Origin of the sequence: Ottowia sp. VDI28 (assembly GCF_049532675.1) — a bacterium.
Lineage (GTDB): Bacteria > Pseudomonadota > Gammaproteobacteria > Burkholderiales > Burkholderiaceae_C > Ottowia.
In genome coordinates this window covers 4,729,234-4,748,569 of sequence record NZ_CP149820.1, presented here as the reverse complement: position 1 = coordinate 4,748,569, position 19,336 = coordinate 4,729,234, and the positions used below count along the sequence as shown (strand labels likewise).

Genomic DNA, 19,336 nt, shown 5'->3' with positions numbered 1-19,336 from the left:
TCTTCATGGATACGACCGCGCTTTACAACCTCTCACCCGCCTTGCGCCTGATGGGCATGGGGACGGTGATCGCGCTTGGGCCACTGGCTTGGATCTGGCTGCGCAACCGTAACGCCGCCCCCGGCCAGCGCCTGAAGGCGCTGACCTTGCTGACCCTGTTCCTCACTTTCGATCTCGTTCTCTTCGGCTCTTTCACTCGTCTGACCGATTCCGGTCTGGGGTGCCCCGATTGGCCAGGCTGCTATGGTCATGCCAGTCCCGTTGGCGCGCGCGAGCAGATCGCCACGGCGCAAACCGCCATGCCTACCGGTCCTGTCACACACAGCAAGGCCTGGGTTGAGATGGTGCACCGCTATTTGGCCACTGGGGTTGGTGTGCTCATCATCGTGCTGGCTTTGACGACCTGGCTGCAATGGCGAAGAGAAAATAGTGCTTCATCGTCTTCGGGCCACGGCTCGCAGACGATGAGGAAGAAGCACACGCTTCACCCTTGGTGGCCGACCTTCACATTGCTGTGGGTGTGTGCCCAGGGTGCCTTCGGTGCGCTTACGGTCACCATGAAACTGTTTCCAGCCATCGTCACCTTGCATCTGCTGGGCGGAGCGGGCCTTCTGGTGCTGTTGGCCGTGCAAGCCGAGCAATACCGGCAAACCGCAGGTGCGGTGCGCGAGCAGCTTTCCCGCAGCCTGCGTGCGCTGTTGTGGCTGGCCGCGGTGATGGTCGGCGTGCAGATCGCCCTGGGAGGCTGGGTCAGTACCAACTACGCGGTGCTGGCATGCAACACCTTCCCGCAATGCCAGGGGGGCTGGTGGCCGGAGATGGATTTTGCTCAGGGCTTTCAACTGTGGCGTCCGCTCGGTTTCCTGCGCGACGGCAGTGGCCTGGATTTCTCGGCGCTCACAGCCATTCACTATACGCACCGCTTGTTCGCCTACACGGTGTTCATCGTGCTGGGCATGCTGGTATGGCGCCTGCACCGGGCGGGCCGTCTGGCGGCTCAGAGGCGCTGGATAGGTTTGCTCGCGGCATTGCAACTGCTCACAGGCCTTTCGAACGTCGTGCTGGATTGGCCGCTGGTTGCCGCATTGGCGCATACAGGCGGTGCTGCCGCACTATTGGCCGTATTGGCCTGGGCCTTGTGCGCCAGCCGCCGCATGGCCGCAAATGATGCATTGCAACCAGCCGGACAAGGCGTGCTGCAAAAGGTTACCCCATGAATACGCGAGCTCCTGCTCCTTCACCCATCAACAGCACAGCGCCTGCCGCTCCTGGCGCTTCGGTGTCTTCCATGCCGGTGTGGCGCCAGTTCTATGTACTGACCAAGCCGCGCGTGGTTCAGTTGATTGTGTTCTGCGCCTTGATCGGCATGGTGATGGCCGTGCCCGGCTTGCCCAGCGGCCCGGAGCTGGCCAGGATGGCCGTGGCCTGCATCGGTATCTGGTTGGTTGCCGGTGCCGCAGCCGCCTTCAACTGCCTGATCGAGAAAAGCATCGATGCCCAAATGAAGCGAACCGCGTGGCGGCCGACCGCGCGCGGAGAACTTTCTGATAAACAGGCCCTCAGCTTTTCGGCAGCGCTATGCGCCGTGGGTTCGGCCATTCTGTACGTCTGGATCAACCCTCTCACCATGTGGCTGACTTTCGCCACTTTTGTGGGCTATGCGGTGATCTACACGGTAATCCTGAAACCCCTGACGCCGCAGAACATCGTCATCGGTGGCGCCTCAGGCGCCATGCCCCCCGTGCTGGGCTGGGCGGCCATGACAGACCAGGTCGGCCCTGAGGCGCTGATCATGTTCCTGATCATCTTCCTCTGGACGCCGCCTCACTTCTGGGCGTTGGCGCTCTACCGCGTCGAAGACTACCGCAAGAGCGGTCTGCCGATGCTGCCGGTGACCCACGGTAACGAGTTCACGCGGCTGCAGGTGTTGCTCTACACCTTCATCCTGCTGGCTGCCTGCCTGCTGCCTTTCATCTACGGTATGAGCGGCTGGTTGTATCTGGCGGCGGCATTGGTGTTGAACGCCGGTTTCATCTGGCATGCCTTCAAACTGTGGCGTGCATACTCCGATGCGCTGGCGCGCAAGACCTTCCGTTTTTCGCTGATCCATCTGGCGCTGCTGTTTGCGGCGCTCCTGGTGGACCACTACTTCATCTGATTTCTTAACCTGGTGCCTATAGGCCACCAAGTCAAATCGAGGATTTTCATGCAACGCCGTCTAACCTTGAAAAGCATGGCCGCCGCGGGCCTGCTGTTGCCCGTCGCAGGTTTCCTGGGCGCGTGCTCGGACGCCAAGATTCAATTTCATGGCGTGGATCTCACGGGTGCCGACTACGCCAAGGATTTCCAATTGACCGATTTCAACGGTCAGCCTCGCACCATGGCCGATTACAAAGGCAAGGTCGTCGTGCTCTTCTTCGGCTACACCCAATGCCCGGATGTTTGCCCCACTACCATGGCCGAATTGGCCGAGGCCAAGAAGCTGCTCGGGGCCGATGGCGACAAGTTGCAGGGGATTTTCATCAGCGTCGATCCAGAGCGCGACACCCCTGAAGTGCTCAAGGCCTACATGGGCAGCTTCGATCCCAGCTTTGTCGCTCTGTATGCCGCTTCCCCAGAGAAGCTGGCAGAAACCGCCAAGGCGTTCAAGATCTATTTCAAGCGGGTAGACGGCAAGACTCCCACCAGCTACACCATGGATCACACAGCTGCCAGCTATGTCTACGACCAGAAAGGCCAGTTGCGCTTGTACGCCCGCTATGGCAGCGGCGCCCAAGCATTGGCGGACGACGTGAAGCTGCTGCTCAAGGGCGCCTGATCGGGCAAGAAAAAACCGCCCACTGCCTCAGGCAGTGGACGGCTTTTCTTCGGACCTTCAAGGCTCAGGCGTATTCCGCCAGAGCTGCCTTCATCTTCTTCATGGCTGCCACCTCGATCTGGCGGATACGCTCGGCGCTCACGCCGTATTCGTCGGCTAGCTCGTGCAGCGTCATACCGCCCGAACCATCGTCGCGTACGTTCAGCCAGCGCTCGGTCACAATGCGGCGGCTGCGCTCATCCAGGCCTTTCAGGGCGGTCGCGATCCCTTCCGTGGCCAGGACGTCCCGCTGGGCCGATTCGATCATGGCCGTGGGTTCGTGGTTGGCATCCGATAGGTACGCGATGGGGCCGAAAGCCTGCTCACCGTCGTCGCTGGGTGACGGGTCGAGCAGCACATCGCCGCCAGACAGGCGCGTTTCCATTTCGCGCACCTCGTCGGGCTTCACGTTCAGCCCGCGAGCCACCACGTCGATCTGGGCGTCGGACAGGCTGTCACGGTAAGTGATCTCCTGTTCAGCGTCCTCGGCCTTGAAGCCTTGCTTCATGGACCGCAGATTGAAAAACAGCTTGCGCTGTGCTTTGGTGGTTGCCACCTTCACAAGGCGCCAGTTTTTCAGAATGTACTCATGGATCTCGGCTTTGATCCAATGCAGTGCGTAGCTCACCAGGCGCACGCCCTGGTCAGGGTCGAAGCGCTTGACGGCTTTCATCAGGCCCACGTTGCCCTCCTGAATCAGGTCGGCATGGGGCAGGCCATAGCCCAGGTACTGGCGAGAGGTGGAAACGACCAGCCGCAAGTGCGACAGCACCAGCTTTCCGGCTGCTTCCAGATTCCCTGTCTCGCGCAGTTCACGGGCATAGCGCTGCTCCTCCTCATGCGTCAGCATCGGCAGCCGGTTGGTGGCCGTGATGTAGGCATCGAGGTTGCCCAGGGACGGGACGACGGCCCATGGATTGGCCAGCGCCACCGCACTGGGGGCAGAGGCAGAAACCGCTGTGCTCATCTTGGAATGTCCTTTAGTCATAGTCAGGTATTTTAGCACTCTGTTGGAGTGAGTGCTAAGTCAAAAAGTTCACTGGACAGGGTTCACTGTACGCCTGAATTTTTGTCCCTTTGCGTCGAGAGGGCTGTAGGAGGAGGGCGGATTCCGCTTGCAGCATGTGCTGGCCGGCAACGTGGACCGTGCTCGGACGAAAGGCGTACAGGCCGGCAGGCGGGACTACCAACAATTGGAAGTGGCCGTCTCAAATTATCGAATTTCCATTTTTTTTGTGCGATGTTTTAATTTCCATAGGCAGTGGAAAAAAGGCATGCGATGGAAATGAGTCATTTGGAAGATTTTGGTGCTTTGCATGGTTTGAAAGTCTTGGAAATCGGATCGACAGCATCAGGCCCTTTCTGTGGGCGGCTGATGGGTGATTTCGGTGCCGAAGTTATAAAAATTGAATCACCTGGTGGTGATCCCATTCGTGGTCTGGGGCATCATGCTGAAGGAAAATCTTTATATGCGGCCAGCATTCTGAGAAACAAACTCAATGTTTCCATTGATTTGAAAAGGAGTGAAGGTCAGGAATTGATTCGCCGAATGATTTCTGATGTCGATATTCTGATTGAAAATTTCAGGCCAGGAACCATGGAAAAATGGAATCTTGGCTTTGAGGAGCTCTCCAGATTGAACCCCAGGTTGATCATGGTTCGAATCAGTGGATATGGACAGACTGGGAATTATCGGAATAGGCCGGGGTACGGGGTGATTGGCGAGGCCATGAGCGGCCTGCGTGATTTGATTGGTGAACCGGACCGGCCGCCTTCGCGTGTGGCAATGCCGTTGACCGATTACGTGTCGGCTCTCTATGGCGTGATCGGCGCGCTGATGGCCTTGAGAGCACGGGCCGTCAACGGCAAGGGACAGGTGATCGACGTCAGTTTGATTGAGTCTGCTTTCAGCTTCATGGAGTCGTTTGTGCCTGCCTATGCCCAGAAGGGCATCGAGGAGACCCGGTCAGGGGCGCGTTTGCCCAACAGCGCACCCAACACGATTTTCAGATGCAAGGATGGTGAATACATCCATATCGCAGCGTTGGCGGATGGAATTTTCAGGCGTTTGGCGTTGGCCATGGATCAACCTGAAATTGCCGAGAATGCGAAATACAAAACTCAGCAAGCCAGAAACAGCCATGAATCCGAGCTGGAAGGGCTCATCCAGGAATGGGTTGGGAGAAAAGATTCGGCCACGATACAGCAAATGCTGGACCGGCACGACGTTCCCGCCGCAAAAATCTACAAGATGAAGGATATCTTTAATGATGATTACTTCAAGTCGAGGGATATGTTGATTGACGTCCCGGACGGCGACCTGGGGTCTGTCACTTTGGCAGGTATCACGCCGAAGCTTAGTGGAACACCTGGATCCATACGATGGGCCGGAAGAAAAACTGGGGAAGATACTGAAAGTTTTTTGAAAAAACACATGAATCTCTCGGATGAAAAGGTGAGTGAACTTATTCAATCCGGGGTGGTTTTTGTGAATGATTGATTCAAATCCATCCTGTGATGTGATTTTTCTGAGAAAGAGGAAGATGGAAAACTTCAAGGCGTTTCGAGTCCACACGATCGACGGACAGCCCGTATGCAAGTTCGAGCAGCTTGCCCTGAATGAAATTGATGACGGGCCGGTACTCATCAGGGTGGCCTACTCTGCCATCACCTACAAGGACGCCATGGCCGCCCGCGGCGTGGGCCGCAACGTGCGGACGGATCGGCCTTGCGTCACAGGCGTGGATCTCTCCGGTACGGTGGTCCGCTCCTCCGATGAGCGATTCAAGCCGGGAGACCGGGTTGCGGTCACCAATTACCAGCTGGGAACCATGCACGATGGGGCCTACGCCGATTACGCCCGGGTGCCGGCCGAATGGGTGGTTCCGTTGCCCGAATCGCTGTCGTTGTTCGAAGCCATGGTGCTGGGAACCTCCGGCCTGACAGCGGCACTGGCCATTGACCGGTTGCAGAAGGCGGGTGTCGAACCCGGAGGTGGTCCCATCGCGATCTCCGGCGCGACGGGGGGCGTTGGCAGCCTGGCCATCAATATGCTGGCCAATCTCGGCTATGAGGTGGTCGCCATATCGGGCAAGCCTGCGCAGAGCGAATACCTCAGGAAGATTGGCGCCAGCAAGATCATCCTGCGGGAAGATTTCATGAGGGATCCAGCCCCCATGGTCAGCGGGGCTTATCTGGCGGCCGCGATGGATAACGTGGGCGGCCAATTCCTGGATCGGCTGTGCGCCAACGTCAAACCCCATGGCAAGGTGGCCATCGCCGGAATGGTGCATGTGGACACCAAGATGACCGTGCTCCCCTTTGTCTTGCGCTCGGTTGACATTCTCGGGATCAACGTATCGCGCCAACTACAGATGCCTGAGCGCAAGCGGCTTTGGGACCGAATGGGGGCCGATCTGAAGCTGACTCAGGCGGAGGCCATTGCCAAGGTCATTCCGTTTGAAGACCTGGATAGGACCATGGACAGCTTCTTCAATGTCTCCACGGTGGGCCGGGTCGTCGTGGAAGTCACCGAGAAGCACCTTTGAAGATCGGCCGCTTGGGAAGCGTTCGCCCGTAGGGGGAGCGCCCGTAGGGGTGAATACAGAAGCAGGAGATGAAATGGACTTCAAGCTGACTGAAGATCAGATGATGCTGGTGGATGCCGCCAGAAAGATCAGTGAAAGACATATACAGCCATTGCTGGCATCGCGCGGCAAAAGAACGGCTCTTTCCCGGCAGGATGTCCTCGAGATACTTTCGAAGGCCGCCGATGTCGGCTTGACCTCCGCCCGGATACCCGAAGAGGGCGGCGGCATGGGCATGAAGATGCTCGACTACGGCCTGGTCATGGAGCAGATGCCCCCCACGGTGGGACTCATCGTGCAACCGCATGAGGCCACCACCACACGCATCTATTTTGGCGGTTCACCGGAACAGAAATCAAAGTTCGTTCCCAGGTTGATCGAGGGCACATTGATCGGAGCGACCGGAAGTACCGAGCCGGATTGCGGGTCAGACCCGCGCGGTATCAAGACCACGGGTGAGTGGCGTGGAGACGACATCATCGTCAACGGGCGCAAGCAATGGATATCGAACTCAACGGTCTGCGACGTCATTCACATCACTTGCCGGATTCCCCGTGAGGAGGGCGGCTATCGCATGGGGCGGATTCTCGTCGACCGGTCTGAATCCGCATTTGACGCGGAAGAAGTGGAAATGCATGGCTTGTGCCAGGCTCCGCTCGGCGAGGTGTCTTTCACCGATTGCCGGGTGCCGCGGTCCAACATCTGTCCTGATGATGAAAACACCGCACGGCTTCTGACGATCACCTGGTTGGCCAACCGGCCCGCCGTAGGCCTGATGGCGGTCCATCTGGCGCAGAAAGCGCTGGATATGGCCAGGGAGTATGTGGGCGTCCGCAAGCAGTTTGGAAAGCATATTGGCGCTTTCCAATCCATTCAGGTCGATTTGGCCGATATGGAAACCCTGGTCATGTCATCGAGGCTGCTTTGCTACAACGCGCTGTCGGCGATTGACCACGACGTACGAGCCAATGGCCTGTCGGCCATGGCCAAGCGCTACGCGGTGGATGCTTGCGACCGGGCGATCGCTTTGGCCATGCGGGTCCATGGCGCCATGGGCTTGAGTGCCGAGTTGGGACTGGAGCAGATGGCCCGAGACGTGAAAACGCTCTCGATCCCCGATGGCACACCCGGCATTCTGGCCCTTATCCAGGGACGAGAGTTGACTGGGATCGATGCCTTCAGGTCATGAGCCGGACGGACTGACGCTCATGACACATCAGGCGGAAGACAAACCCTTGCGCGGGCTGCGCGTACTGGAGCTGGAGGCGCTCGGCCCCGTGCCCTGGGCATGCATGGTCCTGGCGGATCTGGGGGCAGACATCGTGCGGATTGAAAATCCCGCGTCGCTTGGCGCGGCGGATACCTATGGTTCTGTCCTGCGGGGCAGAACCCGGGTTTCGCTGGACCTGAAGCGCGAGCAGGACAGGCAAGTGTTTCTGCGGCTTGCCGAGAAAGCTGACGTGCTGGTGGAAGGGATGCGCCCCGGGGCCATGGAGCGCCTGGGATTGGGCCCGGCTGAGATTTTCCAGGCCAACGAGAAACTCATTTTTGCCCGCATGACGGGGTGGGGGCAGGATGGGCCGCTCGCGAACGAAGCCGGACATGACATCAACTACATCGCGGTAGCCGGAATCCTCAACGCGATAGGCCCTGCTGAAAAACCCGCCATTCCCCTGAATCTCATAGGCGATTTTGCGGGAGGGTCCTGCTTTCTCCTGATCGGATTGCTGGCGGCCCTGTTCCAACCGCGCAGCGAGCGTCAACGTGTACTCATTGACGCGGCCATGGTCGACGGCGCATCTGTGCTGATGTCGCTCATATACAGCCGCCGGCACATGGGGCAGTGGTGCGATGAGAGGGCTTCGAACGCTTTGGACGGCGGACGGCCCTGGTATGACACCTATCGGACCAAGGACGGCCGCCGTGTGGCCGTAGGGGCATTGGAGCCGAAGTTCTATGCCAACCTGATTGCCACGCTGGGACTGAGCGATTTGCCTTCGCGCGAAGACAAAAGCCACTGGCAGGCCATACGGCGGGCATTCGAGGACACCTTCGCCACACGAACCCGCGAGGAGTGGGCAGAGATTTTTCAGGGTGTGGATGCCTGCGTATCACCGGTACTCGAGATGGCCGAAGCGATTTCGTCACCTCAGCTTTCCATGCACGGCACATTTTCGCAGCGTGATGGGGAGTTCGTGCCGGCTCCTGCCCCTGTTTTCAAGGGCTGCAGGTTTTCTCTGGCCCCATCCGCGGTTTTTGCCCAAGCCACAGAGGTTATTGCAGGCTGGGACGCAAGGTAGGCCGCTTTCAAGCGTTACTCAAAGGAGACAATTCATGAAAAGAAGGACCCTGGTTGCCGCAGGATTGACGATGCCGTTTGCAAATGCAATGGCTAACGCCAATGATTCAGGCAAGCAAAGGACGTTCATCGTCGGGTACTCTGCAGGCGGCAATGTAGATAACTTTGCGCGCGCATTGGGGGATCGGGCCGGCAAGCTCATCAAGCAGCCCATCATTATTGATAACAAGCCTGGCGCCAATGAAATGATTGCCACCCAGATGGTTTCGCGCAGCGAGCCTGACGGGCGTACGATCCTGATTTCAACCGAAGCCCCTATCACCCAGAGCCAGTTTCTCTACAAGAAGCTGTCTTATGTTCCAGAGGAGCTGACACCCATCATCTTGCTGGCCCAGGTCCCGCTGGTACTTGTCGCGCGGTCGGATCTGCCCGTCAGCAATCTGAAGGAGTTTCTGGCGTACGCCAAGAAAAACCCGATCATTGCCGGCTCGGCGGGCATCGGCGGAGTCACCCATCTGCCGATTGCGATGCTGGCAAAAATGCAGGGCATTAGTTGGACCCACGTGCCCTACAAGGGATCCGCAGCCATGTTTCCCGATTTGATTTCGGGACGCATCGATGTATGTTTTACAGGCAGCAGCGCTGCACTGTCGCAGATCAAGGCAGGCAAGGTCAAAGGGCTGGGCGTGGGCACCAAGGAGCGCATGTCCGCGCTTCCCAATGTGGAAACCTTTGAAGAAAACGGCCTGGATGGCATTGGTGCGAAATACACCATTGGCGCCTATGGCCCAAAGGGATTACCGGAGGAGATCAGGAAACAGCTGGTGGCGGTCTACACAGAGGTGCTGAAGGATCCTTCGTTCGTGTCGGCTGCTGTGACGCCCAATAGTTACATTGTCGACGGCGCGCACGGCTCCGAATTTCAGGAGTTCCTGAAGAAAGACCGGGCGTCGCAAAAGAACCGGGTGGAGGCCTCGGGCGCTCAATTGGAAGGGTAAGGGAAGGGCGGACGAGCGGGGCCTGAATGGGGCGGCGGCAAGGGCTATTTTTCGATCATGTCTTCCAGGGCCACGGAGTTGGCATCTATCTGGAAGTATTTTTCAATCAGGATATTGAGGAAGGTTCGCGCATGAAAAGAGAGAAAGTCGATGTCGCCGAATACGGCGCGCCGCTCCCGAAAAGCCCAGGCTTCATTGATTCGCAGTGCCTTGGTCCGGTATTTTTGGCATAAACGCTGCGCAACGGACTCTGGAATGATGGCCACTCCTGCATTGGCTTCCGCAAGCCGTGCGATAGGATCAAAGCTGTCGATCAGGATCTTGAACTCGGCATGCAAGCGGGACGCTTCAACATGCTCCCTGATGAAATCCGTAAGCGTGCTGCCATAGATTCCCAGCAGGGGGTATTTCACGATATCGGACAGCCTGGGAGCTTGGGCAGAGCTCAGTTCATGCTCCCACGGAAACAGCACCGATATATGGTCGGTAAAGAAGTTGATCGAGTTGAGGCCGCAAAGATCTTCATCGCCTGTGATCAGCGCCAGGTCCGAGTCGAAATCCAGGATGCCCCTGATCGCTTGCTTGGCATTCCTGGGAAATACGTCGACGCTGACATTTCCATCTCTCTTCAGCATGGAGACCAGGATGTCAGGGACGATTTCCGCAATGGACGTGGCATTGGCCAGGATCCGCAATCGGGAGGTGCCATGGGCCTGCTTCGCGGAAAATTTCTTGCGAGTCAGCTCGTACTCTCTGATGATATTTTTCGCGTGGGCCAGAAGCATCTCGCCCGAAGAGGTCAGTGTCAGGCCGCCGGGCTCCCTATAGAACAGTTTTGTTCCCAGCTGGCTCTCCAGCAGCTTCAGGCGAGCGCTTGCCGCGGAAAGTGAGCGTGCTCTTTCCTTGGCGCCTTGCGTCAGACTGCCGGTATCGGCAATCTTCAGGAAGAGCTGCATGTCCTTGATATCAAAATCCATTGTTTGACGCTTCGTGCACAGATCCGAATCAGGAGAGGCTGACGAGGCGTCTGCCTCGAACCACGGCCCTACGAGCCTGAAGAGGCCTGATGGTAGCGACTGCTCGCCGGCTAGGAAAACAATGAAAATAAAAAATGGCCCCCACGCTCCCCTGCTTCGCATGGTGCACTGCCCCCCAAGGGGGTATTTTTATCTTGGGACGGCCTGGCAATAAAAAAACCCTCCCGGTCAGGGGAGGGTTGGCGATGCAATCTGACGGGATGGTTGATGTTTCCGTCTCTTGCACTCCGCGGCCCGCTTTGGCCGCGGTGGCCTTTATCAGCTCATTTCGCCGCTTTTGATTTGGTAGCCGGCAGCAATGGCGTCACGGGTCTGCTTGCGCACTTCAGCGCGGCTGACGTTGCTCGGTGCATCTGCCTTGTAGGCCACTGCCGTGTTCACGCCCGCTGCAGGCGGATTGGCAATCGCTTGCTTGATCACTTCCGCGCGGCTGACCGTGCTGACTGCGGCCACTTCATTCTGGAACAGAGGGCCTTCGCCAGAGACTGGCTGGGCGGCAAAAGCGTTACCGGCGAATACAGCGGCGAGCACTGGAGCGAGAGCGATGTTCTTGGCTTGCATGATTCTTTCCTTTTCAGTTCAATCTGTTGGTTCAGCGAGACCGCCACCATGGCAGCCCTCTCTTCGTTGAGTCCCATTCTTTCTTCGGACTCACCGCGGAGGAGGCTTTTGGCTTGGAAGGCTTTGGCCGGCTCCGTAAGACGTAGTTTGCGCTTCAAAGGCTAGGGTAAACACTAGCAAACTGGAACAATATCTTTTCTTGGCTGGAAATAATGGGCGAAAGAAAGAGGACAAGTGATGCAACCGGATTTCCTGATCGACAGCCGCCACAAGAGTTTTCCGCTGACGGCGCAGCCTCTGCGCGCCTCCGGGATCGCTGCTCGCGGATGGAATGTGCTTGCGGATGACTTGCCGTACCCCCTGGCGGTCATCCGCCAGTCCGCGCTCGCCCATAACGCGCGTTGGATGCAGGATTACGTCGAGCGCCGCCACGTGGCGTTCGCACCCCACGGCAAGACCACCATGTCGCCGCAACTGTTCGACCTGCAATTGAAAGGGGGCGCCTGGGGACTGACCTTCGCAACGGTCCATCAACTCTCCGTGGGGCTGGAGGCTGGCGTGCGTCGGGCCATCATTGCCAATCAAGTCATGGCGCCCGCCGATCTGGACGGTCTGGATGCCTTGCTTGCACGGGATGATGGCTTGCATGTCTGGTTCCTGGTGGACTCTTTGGCGCAACTGCGTTGCATCGAGGAATGGGCACAAGCGCGTGGCAGCAGGCGCGTGTTCGATGTGCTGCTGGAAGTGGGGGTGCCCGGCCAACGCACCGGCGTGCGTACCCTTGAAGAAGCGGTCGCCTTGGCCCAGGCCGCCCATGTTTCCCCGGCGGTGAGACTCGGCGGCATCGAATGCTATGAAGGACTGATTGCCCAATGCAGCACCGAGCACGATGCGCCCGCAGTGGCAGAGTTGGTGCGGCGTGTGATCGAGATCGCGAAGGCTTGCGATGCCCAGGGATGGCTTCCCTCGGACAATCCTATCCTCAGTGCAGGCGGCTCAGGTGTCTTTGACCTGGTGATGCCGCTGCTGCAAGGCGCCAACCTGGCGCGGCCATTTCAGGGCGTGTTGCGCTCGGGTTGCTACGTGACGCACGATCACGGTACCTACCGGCGCCTGCTCAAGCAGGTGGAGCAGCGCGAGGGTTTGCACGATTCGCTGCAACCGGCGCTGGAAGTCTGGGCCATGGTCCAGTCGGTGCCGGAGCCGGGCCTCGCCCTCCTGACGTGCGGGCGCCGCGATATCTCCCACGATATGGAAATGCCTTCCGCCCAGCGTTGGGCGCCGCGCGGTGTTGTCATGCCACAAGCCGCTCCCGGGGGTGGAAAATCAATGCCTTGAACGACCAGCACGCCTACCTGCGCTTTGATCCGGCGGGGGAGAGTCCTGCCGTAGGCGACCGGGTGGCGCTGGGCATTGCCCACCCCTGCACGACGTTTGACAAATGGCCATGGATCCCGGTGGTGGACGATGCCTGGAATCTGATCGGTGCCATCGAAACACGTTTTTAAGGGAGCAAGAGAGGTGCCTGAAGGCGGCTGCTACGGCGGTGGCTGAGTCTGGCGGATTCTCAGGTTAAAATAATTGGTTCGCCGATAACCAATCAGTCGGGCGGTCGTGCAGCACGAGCAGACCGCCCGCATCATTTAAGACATACCGCGCGGGTGGCGAAATTGGTAGACGCACCAGGTTTAGGTCCTGACGCCAGCAATGGTGTGGGGGTTCGAGTCCCCCCCGCGCACCAGGAATCAACTCCTTTCGAGAGAGAAATTATCATGGCCGTGAATGTGGAAACCCTTGAAAAGCTCGAACGCAAGATGACGCTGACCTTGCCCGTGGACACGATTCGCGGCGAGGTCGATGCACGGCTGAAAAAGCTCGCGCGCACCGTGAAAATGGACGGTTTCCGTCCTGGCAAGGTGCCGATGAGCGTGGTGGCCCAGCGCTATGGCTATTCGGTTCAGTACGAGGTCATGAACGACAAGGTGGGTGAGGCTTTCTTCAACGCCGCCAACGAAGCGAACCTGCGCGTGGCCGGCCAGCCCACCATCACGGAAAAGGAAGGCGCGCCCGAGGGCGAAATGGCTTTCGACGCCGTGTTCGAAGTGTTCCCTGAAGTCAAACTCGGCGATCTCTCGACCGCTGAGGTCGAGCGCGTCTCCGCCGATGTAGGCGAAGAAGCCATTGACCGCACCATTGATATCCTGCGCAAGCAGCGCCGCACCTTTGCCCAGCGCGCCAAAGACGCTGCCGCCGAAGAGGGCGACCGCGTCACGGTTGATTTCGCAGGCAAGATCGATGGCGAGCCCTTCGATGGCGGCAAGGCCGAGGGCTTTTCCTTCATGATCGGCGAAGGCCAGATGCTGCCTGAGTTCGAAAATGCCGTGCGCGGCATGAAAGTCGGCGAAAGCAAGACCTTCCCGCTGGCTTTCCCCGAGGATTACCAAGGCAAGGAAGTGGCTGGCAAGACAGCTGACTTCATGGTGACCGTGCACAAGATCGAGGCTGGCAACCTGCCCGAAGTGAACGAGGCGCTGGCCAAGACCCTGGGTGTGAAAGAAGGCACCGTGGAAGCCCTGCGCGCCGATATCCGGAAAAATCTGGAGCGCGAGGTGAAATTCCGCGTGGCTGGCCGCAACAAGCAAGCCGTGATGGACGCCCTGGTGGCCAAGGCCGAGCTGGATCTTCCCAAGGCCAGCGTGCAGTCAGAGCTTGGCCGTCTGGCTGAAAGCGCCCGGGCTGATCTGAAGGCCCGTGGCCTCAAGGACGTCGAGAAAATGCCTCTGCCCGACGACATTTTCCTGCCGCAAGCCGAGCGCCGTGTGCGCCTGGGCTTGGTGGTGGCTGAACTCGTGAAAGCCGCCAACCTGCAGGCCACGCCTGAGCAGATCAAGGCCCATATCGAGGAAATGGCTGCCAGCTACGAGAAGCCCGAAGAAGTGGTGCGTTACTACTACGCCGACAACCGTCGCCTGGCGGATGTCGAAGCCGTGGTCATCGAAAACAACGTGACCGAGCACGTATTGGCGCAGGCCAAAGTGAGCGACAAGAAGCTGAATTTCGACGAACTGATGGGCCAACAAGGCTGAGCTTAAACTTGGGCCTGGCCGCCTGAAGCCGGTGCCTTGAACGGGTGCCCGAGTCAGTTGACGTCAGTTGACATTCGTGGGGCTTGAGCCTGAGGCTTCAAGCCCCATTTGCATGGAACAGAACCAACGGAGTTTTCATGAGCGCACTTGAAACCAAGAATCTCGGCCTGATCCCGATGGTGGTCGAGCAATCCGGCCGCGGTGAGCGGTCCTATGACATCTATTCCCGTCTGCTGAAGGATCGGGTGGTCTTCCTCGTCGGGGAGGTCAATGACCAGACCGCCAACCTCGTGGTCGCGCAGCTGTTGTTCCTCGAGAGCGAAAATCCCGACAAGGAAATCTCGCTTTATATCAATTCCCCTGGCGGCAGCGTGACAGCGGGCATGGCTATCTACGACACCATGCAGTTCATCAAGCCTGATGTTTCCACCATGTGCCTGGGCTTTGCAGCCAGCATGGGGGCCTTCCTGCTGGCTGCAGGCGCCAAGGGCAAGCGTTACTCGCTGCCCAACAGCAAGATCATGATCCACCAGGTCCTGGGTGGCGCCCGCGGGCAGGCGACCGACATCGAAATCCATGCGCGCGACATCCTCCGCACCAAGGACCAGATGAACCGGATCCTCGCCGAGCGCACCGGTCAGACATTGGAGAAAGTAAAGCACGACACCGAGCGTGATTACTTCATGACCGCTGACGAAGCCAAGGATTACGGTATCGTGGACCAAGTGGTCGACAAGCGGCCGTAAGTTGTCATGCGTGTTTGTAACCTGTAACCGCCCTGTCTTTTCCCTCATTCCTGGGAGAATTGCTTCCCCGGAGGGGAGGAATGAGAGGGTCGGTAATCTCAGGAGCAAACACCCTACGCGGGCTATGCCGTTGCACCATGGCAACGACATGCCTATTCTTTGCCGCAGCGCATTCGGTATCATGCGGCCATCTATCACCAAATTGTCATTCAATGGCCGATAAAAAAGGCTCTTCCGGCGAGAAGACGCTGTACTGTTCGTTTTGCGGCAAGAGCCAGCACGAGGTCAAGAAGCTGATTGCTGGCCCGTCGGTGTTCATCTGCGACGAGTGCATCGACCTGTGCAACGACATCATCCGCGACGAACTGCCCGCCACCACTGAAGCCGAGGCGCGCGGCGATCTGCCTACGCCTGCTGACATCAAGGGCAACCTCGATCATTACGTCATCGGTCAGGAACGTGCCAAGCGCACGCTCTCGGTGGCCGTCTACAACCACTACAAGCGCCTCAAGCACAAGGAAGATGCCAAGGGCGGCGATGTGGAACTCGCCAAGAGCAATATTTTGCTGATCGGCCCCACAGGCTCCGGCAAAACCCTGCTCGCACAAACACTGGCCCGCCAGCTGGATGTTCCTTTCGTCATGGCCGATGCCACCACGCTCACCGAAGCCGGTTACGTAGGGGAGGACGTCGAGAACATCATCAGCAAGCTCCTGCAGAGCTGCAACTATGATGTCGAGCGTGCCCAGCGCGGCATCGTCTACATCGATGAAATCGACAAGATCAGCCGCAAGGCCGACAACCCCAGCATCACCCGCGATGTCTCGGGCGAAGGCGTGCAGCAGGCTCTGCTCAAGCTGATCGAAGGCACCATGGCCAGCGTTCCTCCGCAAGGCGGGCGCAAGCACCCGAACCAGGATTTCCTGCAAATCGACACCACGAACATCCTCTTCATCTGCGGCGGCGCATTCGCCGGGCTGGAAAAGGTGATCGAAGCGCGCACGGAAGCCTCTGGCATCGGTTTCAGCGCCACCGTCAAGAGCAAGCGCCAGCGCTCGATCTCCGAAGTGTTCTCGGAAATCGAGCCCGAGGATCTCATCAAGTTCGGTCTGATTCCCGAGCTGGTTGGCCGCATGCCCGTGGTCGCCACGCTGGCCGAGTTGACCGAAGATGCGCTCGTGCAGATTCTGACCGAGCCGAAGAACGCGCTGGTCAAGCAGTTTGGCCGCCTGCTGTCGATGGAAGGCGTCGAGCTGGAAATCCGTCCCTCTGCACTGAACGCCATCGCCCGCAAGGCGCTGGAACGCAAAACAGGTGCCCGGGGGCTGCGCTCCATTCTGGAGCAGGCGCTGATCGACACCATGTTTGATCTGCCCACCACCAGCAATGTGGCCAAGGTGGTGGTGGATGAAAACACCATTGAAGAGAACCAGCCGCCCCTGCTGGTTTATCGCGAAGCTGCCAAGAAAGCCTGATGCCTTCCCGCTCCCTCTCCCGCGTGCGGGAGGGGGTGGGGTGAGGATCTTTCCTGCCTCCGACAGGGGAGGGCGGGCCAGGATGGACACGGAACGCTCCTCCGCAATGGAGCGCGTACTTCCGCGCTATCTGCAAGGCTTTTTGCGCATCACTTTGCGCGTCGACCCCGTAACGGGTTGAAAATGCGACTTGTGCGGCCATATCTGGCTGACAACCCTTGAGGATTTTTCCATGTCCGGTACCACGCCTTTGCCCGCCACGCCGATCGACCTGCCCTTGTTGCCCTTGCGCGACGTGGTGGTCTTTCCGCACATGGTGATACCGCTTTTCGTAGGCCGCCCCAAGAGCATCAAGGCGCTTGAAACCGCCATGGCCGCTGACCGGCGGATCATGCTGGTGGCACAGAAAACAGCTGCCAAGGACGAGCCCTCCGTTTCCGACATGTTCGAGGTCGGGTGCGTTTCCACCATATTGCAGATGCTGAAACTGCCCGACGGCACGGTGAAGGTGCTGGTCGAAGGCCAGCAGCGCGCCACGGTCACTCACATCGAAGATGGAGAATCCCACTTCGTGGCCACCGTCACGCCGCTGGAGCCCGCCACCGGGCAGGACAGCAGCGAGGTAGAAGCGCTCCGCCGCGCGGTGATGCAGCAGTTTGACCAGTACGTCAAACTGAACAAGAAGATCCCGCCCGAGATCCTGACGTCCATCGCCAGCATCGACGAGCCCGGCCGCCTGGCAGACACCATCGCCGCCCACCTGCCGCTCAAACTTGAGAACAAGCAGTTCGTGCTCGATCTGGCGGATGTCAAGGCGCGCCTTGAGAACCTGTTCGAGCAACTCGAGCGCGAGGTCGACATCCTTAACGTCGACAAGAAAATCCGCGGCCGCGTGAAGCGCCAGATGGAGAAGAACCAGCGCGATTTTTACCTCAACGAGCAAGTCAAGGCCATCCAGAAGGAGCTCGGAGAAGGCGAAGAAGGCGCCGACATCGAGGAGATCGAGAAAAAGATCAAGGCCGCCCGCATGCCCAAGGAGGCACGCAAGAAGGCCGAGGGCGAGCTCAAGAAGCTCAAGCTCATGTCGCCCATGTCGGCCGAGGCCACCGTGGTGCGCAACTACATAGACGTGCTGGTCGGCCTGCCCTGGGCCAAGAAAACCAAGATCAAGCACGATCTGACCTATGCCGAAGAGGTGCTCAATGAAGACCACTACGGCCTGGAAAAGGTCAAGGACCGCATCCTTGAATACCTTGCCGTGCAGCAGCGCGTCGACAAGGTGAAAGCCCCCATTCTGTGCCTTGTGGGCCCACCCGGTGTCGGCAAGACCTCGCTCGGCCAGTCGGTGGCCAAGGCCACGGGCCGCAAGTACGTGCGCATGGCCCTTGGCGGCATGCGTGACGAGGCTGAAATCCGCGGGCACCGCCGCACCTATATTGGCGCCATGCCAGGCAAGGTGCTGCAAAGCCTGAACAAGGTCGGCACGCGCAACCCGCTGTTCCTGCTCGACGAGATCGACAAGCTCGGCATGGATTTCCGTGGCGATCCTTCCAGCGCGCTGCTGGAAGTGCTCGACCCTGAGCAAAACCACACCTTCGGTGATCACTACGTCGAAGTCGACTTCGATCTGAGCGACGTCATGTTCGTGGCGACATCGAACTCCATGAACATTCCGCCGGCGCTGCTTGATCGCATGGAGGTCATTCGCCTCTCGGGCTACACCGAAGACGAGAAGACCAATATCGCCATCAAGTACCTGCTGCCCAAGCAACTCAAGAACAACGGCGTGAAGGAAAACGAACTCAAGGTCGAAGATGCGGCCGTGCGCGACATCGTGCGTTACTACACGCGCGAAGCCGGCGTGCGCTCGCTGGAGCGAGAGCTTTCCAAGATCTGCCGCAAGGTCGTCAAGGGCTTGCAACTGGGCCAGCTGAAGCCGCAGGTGGTGGTGACAGCCGATAACCTGAACGACTACCTGGGCGTGCGCAAGTTCAACTATGGCCGCGCCGAGCAGCAGAACCAGATCGGGCAGGTCGTTGGCCTGGCATGGACCGAGGTGGGTGGCGATCTGCTGACCATTGAGGCGGCCACGATGCCTGGCAAGGGCAACGTGCAGCGTACGGGTCAGTTGGGCGACGTGATGAAGGAGTCGGTCGAAGCCGCGCGTACCGTGGTGCGCTCGCGTGCTCGCGTCCTGGGCATCAAGGATGAAGTTTTCGAGAAGCGAGACATCCACATTCACGTGCCGGACGGCGCTACTCCCAAGGACGGTCCCAGTGCCGGCGCCGCCATGACCACTGCAATTGTCTCCGCGCTCACGGGCATTCCTGTGCGTGGCGAAGTCGCGATGACGGGTGAAATCACCCTGCGTGGAGAAGTCACGGCCATCGGCGGACTCAAGGAGAAACTCCTGGCTGCGCTGCGGGGCGGTATCAAGAAGGTGCTCATCCCTGAGGAGAACGTGAAGGATCTGCAGGAGATCCCGGCCAATGTGAAGGAAGGCCTTGAGATCATCCCCGTCAAGTGGATAGACAAAGTGCTCGAGATCGCACTGGAGCGCCAGCCTGCCCCGCTGACGGACGATGAGGTGACTGCCACCCCCGTAGTGCCCCCAGCAGCGCCCGTGGCAGCGAAAAAGCGCGCCAGCGGCACAGCGGTTAAACACTGAAGCCAGGGGACTTTGAAGATAC

At 59.1% G+C, this 19,336-nt stretch carries 17 protein-coding genes and 1 tRNA gene; 15 read left to right on the top strand and 3 right to left on the bottom strand.

Annotation, left to right across the window (positions count from 1 at the left end):
* Nucleotides 1–5: 5 nt before the first annotated feature.
* Genes WJU18_RS22685 through WJU18_RS22675 form a run of 3 tightly spaced genes read left to right on the top strand, consistent with a single transcriptional unit; the run spans nucleotide 6 to nucleotide 2,818 of the window.
* Nucleotides 6–1,217, top strand: coding sequence for a COX15/CtaA family protein (locus WJU18_RS22685; RefSeq protein ID WP_423455783.1), 1,212 nt, complete (start codon nucleotides 6–8; stop codon nucleotides 1,215–1,217).
* Nucleotides 1,214–2,158, top strand: a complete 945-nt coding sequence (cyoE, locus tag WJU18_RS22680) for a heme o synthase (RefSeq protein ID WP_423455782.1) — start codon at nucleotides 1,214–1,216, stop codon at nucleotides 2,156–2,158. The genes WJU18_RS22685 and cyoE overlap by 4 nt, the downstream gene beginning before the upstream one ends.
* A 48-nt stretch (nucleotides 2,159–2,206) precedes the next feature.
* Complete coding sequence (locus WJU18_RS22675) at nucleotides 2,207–2,818, top strand: SCO family protein (protein ID WP_423455781.1); 612 nt, start codon at nucleotides 2,207–2,209, stop codon at nucleotides 2,816–2,818.
* Between the two features lie 64 nt (nucleotides 2,819–2,882).
* On the opposite strand, the gene rpoH is transcribed toward WJU18_RS22675, so the two are convergent.
* Nucleotides 2,883–3,824 carry an RNA polymerase sigma factor RpoH gene (rpoH, locus tag WJU18_RS22670; protein ID WP_423455780.1) on the bottom strand — a complete coding sequence of 314 codons (942 nt, stop codon included), beginning with the start codon at nucleotides 3,822–3,824 and terminating at the stop codon, nucleotides 2,883–2,885.
* Between the two features lie 318 nt (nucleotides 3,825–4,142).
* Here rpoH and WJU18_RS22665 point away from each other — a divergent pair, with 318 nt between their 5' ends.
* The 5 genes from WJU18_RS22665 to WJU18_RS22645 all read left to right on the top strand — a co-directional run bounded on the left by WJU18_RS22665 (nucleotide 4,143) and on the right by WJU18_RS22645 (nucleotide 9,741).
* A complete protein-coding gene (locus WJU18_RS22665) occupies nucleotides 4,143–5,357 on the top strand; it encodes a CaiB/BaiF CoA transferase family protein (protein ID WP_423455779.1) in 1,215 nt (404 codons plus the stop codon).
* A 43-nt stretch (nucleotides 5,358–5,400) separates the two neighbouring features.
* A complete protein-coding gene (locus WJU18_RS22660; protein ID WP_423455778.1) occupies nucleotides 5,401–6,405 on the top strand; it encodes an acryloyl-CoA reductase in 1,005 nt (334 codons plus the stop codon).
* 73 nt (nucleotides 6,406–6,478) lie between these two features.
* A complete protein-coding gene (locus WJU18_RS22655) occupies nucleotides 6,479–7,633 on the top strand; it encodes an acyl-CoA dehydrogenase family protein (RefSeq protein ID WP_423455777.1) in 1,155 nt (384 codons plus the stop codon).
* Nucleotides 7,617–8,744 (top strand): CaiB/BaiF CoA transferase family protein, encoded by a 1,128-nt coding sequence (locus WJU18_RS22650; protein ID WP_423455776.1) that lies wholly within the window; start codon nucleotides 7,617–7,619, stop codon nucleotides 8,742–8,744. Before WJU18_RS22655 ends, WJU18_RS22650 begins: the two co-directional genes overlap by 17 nt.
* 34 nt (nucleotides 8,745–8,778) lie before the next feature.
* Complete coding sequence (locus tag WJU18_RS22645) at nucleotides 8,779–9,741, top strand: Bug family tripartite tricarboxylate transporter substrate binding protein (protein WP_423455775.1); 963 nt, start codon at nucleotides 8,779–8,781, stop codon at nucleotides 9,739–9,741.
* 44 nt (nucleotides 9,742–9,785) lie between these two features.
* Here WJU18_RS22645 and WJU18_RS22640 read toward each other — a convergent pair whose 3' ends face one another.
* Both WJU18_RS22640 and WJU18_RS22635 read right to left on the bottom strand, forming a co-directional pair.
* Nucleotides 9,786–10,718: a LysR family transcriptional regulator gene (locus tag WJU18_RS22640; protein ID WP_423455774.1), complete on the bottom strand. Its 933-nt coding sequence runs from the start codon at nucleotides 10,716–10,718 to the stop codon at nucleotides 9,786–9,788.
* 318 nt (nucleotides 10,719–11,036) lie between these two features.
* Nucleotides 11,037–11,339 carry a hypothetical protein gene (locus tag WJU18_RS22635; protein WP_423455773.1) on the bottom strand — a complete coding sequence of 101 codons (303 nt, stop codon included), beginning with the start codon at nucleotides 11,337–11,339 and terminating at the stop codon, nucleotides 11,037–11,039.
* 237 nt (nucleotides 11,340–11,576) lie between these two features.
* Here WJU18_RS22635 and WJU18_RS22630 point away from each other — a divergent pair, with 237 nt between their 5' ends.
* The 7 genes from WJU18_RS22630 (at nucleotide 11,577) to lon (ending at nucleotide 19,314) form a co-directional block, all read left to right on the top strand.
* Nucleotides 11,577–12,677, top strand: coding sequence for an alanine racemase (locus WJU18_RS22630; RefSeq protein WP_423455771.1), 1,101 nt, complete (start codon nucleotides 11,577–11,579; stop codon nucleotides 12,675–12,677).
* A complete protein-coding gene (locus WJU18_RS22625) occupies nucleotides 12,674–12,847 on the top strand; it encodes a hypothetical protein (protein WP_423455770.1) in 174 nt (57 codons plus the stop codon). The genes WJU18_RS22630 and WJU18_RS22625 overlap by 4 nt, the downstream gene beginning before the upstream one ends.
* A 147-nt stretch (nucleotides 12,848–12,994) precedes the next feature.
* Nucleotides 12,995–13,080 (top strand) — tRNA-Leu (locus WJU18_RS22620).
* A 31-nt stretch (nucleotides 13,081–13,111) separates the two neighbouring features.
* Nucleotides 13,112–14,425, top strand: a complete 1,314-nt coding sequence (gene tig, locus WJU18_RS22615; protein WP_423455769.1) for a trigger factor — start codon at nucleotides 13,112–13,114, stop codon at nucleotides 14,423–14,425.
* A gap of 137 nt (nucleotides 14,426–14,562) precedes the next feature.
* Nucleotides 14,563–15,171 carry an ATP-dependent Clp endopeptidase proteolytic subunit ClpP gene (gene clpP / locus WJU18_RS22610; RefSeq protein ID WP_423455768.1) on the top strand — a complete coding sequence of 203 codons (609 nt, stop codon included), beginning with the start codon at nucleotides 14,563–14,565 and terminating at the stop codon, nucleotides 15,169–15,171.
* Between the two features lie 212 nt (nucleotides 15,172–15,383).
* On the top strand, nucleotides 15,384–16,646 hold the full coding sequence (gene clpX, locus WJU18_RS22605) for an ATP-dependent Clp protease ATP-binding subunit ClpX (protein WP_423455767.1): 1,263 nt from the start codon (nucleotides 15,384–15,386) through the stop codon (nucleotides 16,644–16,646).
* A 232-nt stretch (nucleotides 16,647–16,878) separates the two neighbouring features.
* A complete protein-coding gene (lon, locus tag WJU18_RS22600) occupies nucleotides 16,879–19,314 on the top strand; it encodes an endopeptidase La (protein ID WP_423455766.1) in 2,436 nt (811 codons plus the stop codon).
* Nucleotides 19,315–19,336 lie beyond the last annotated feature (22 nt).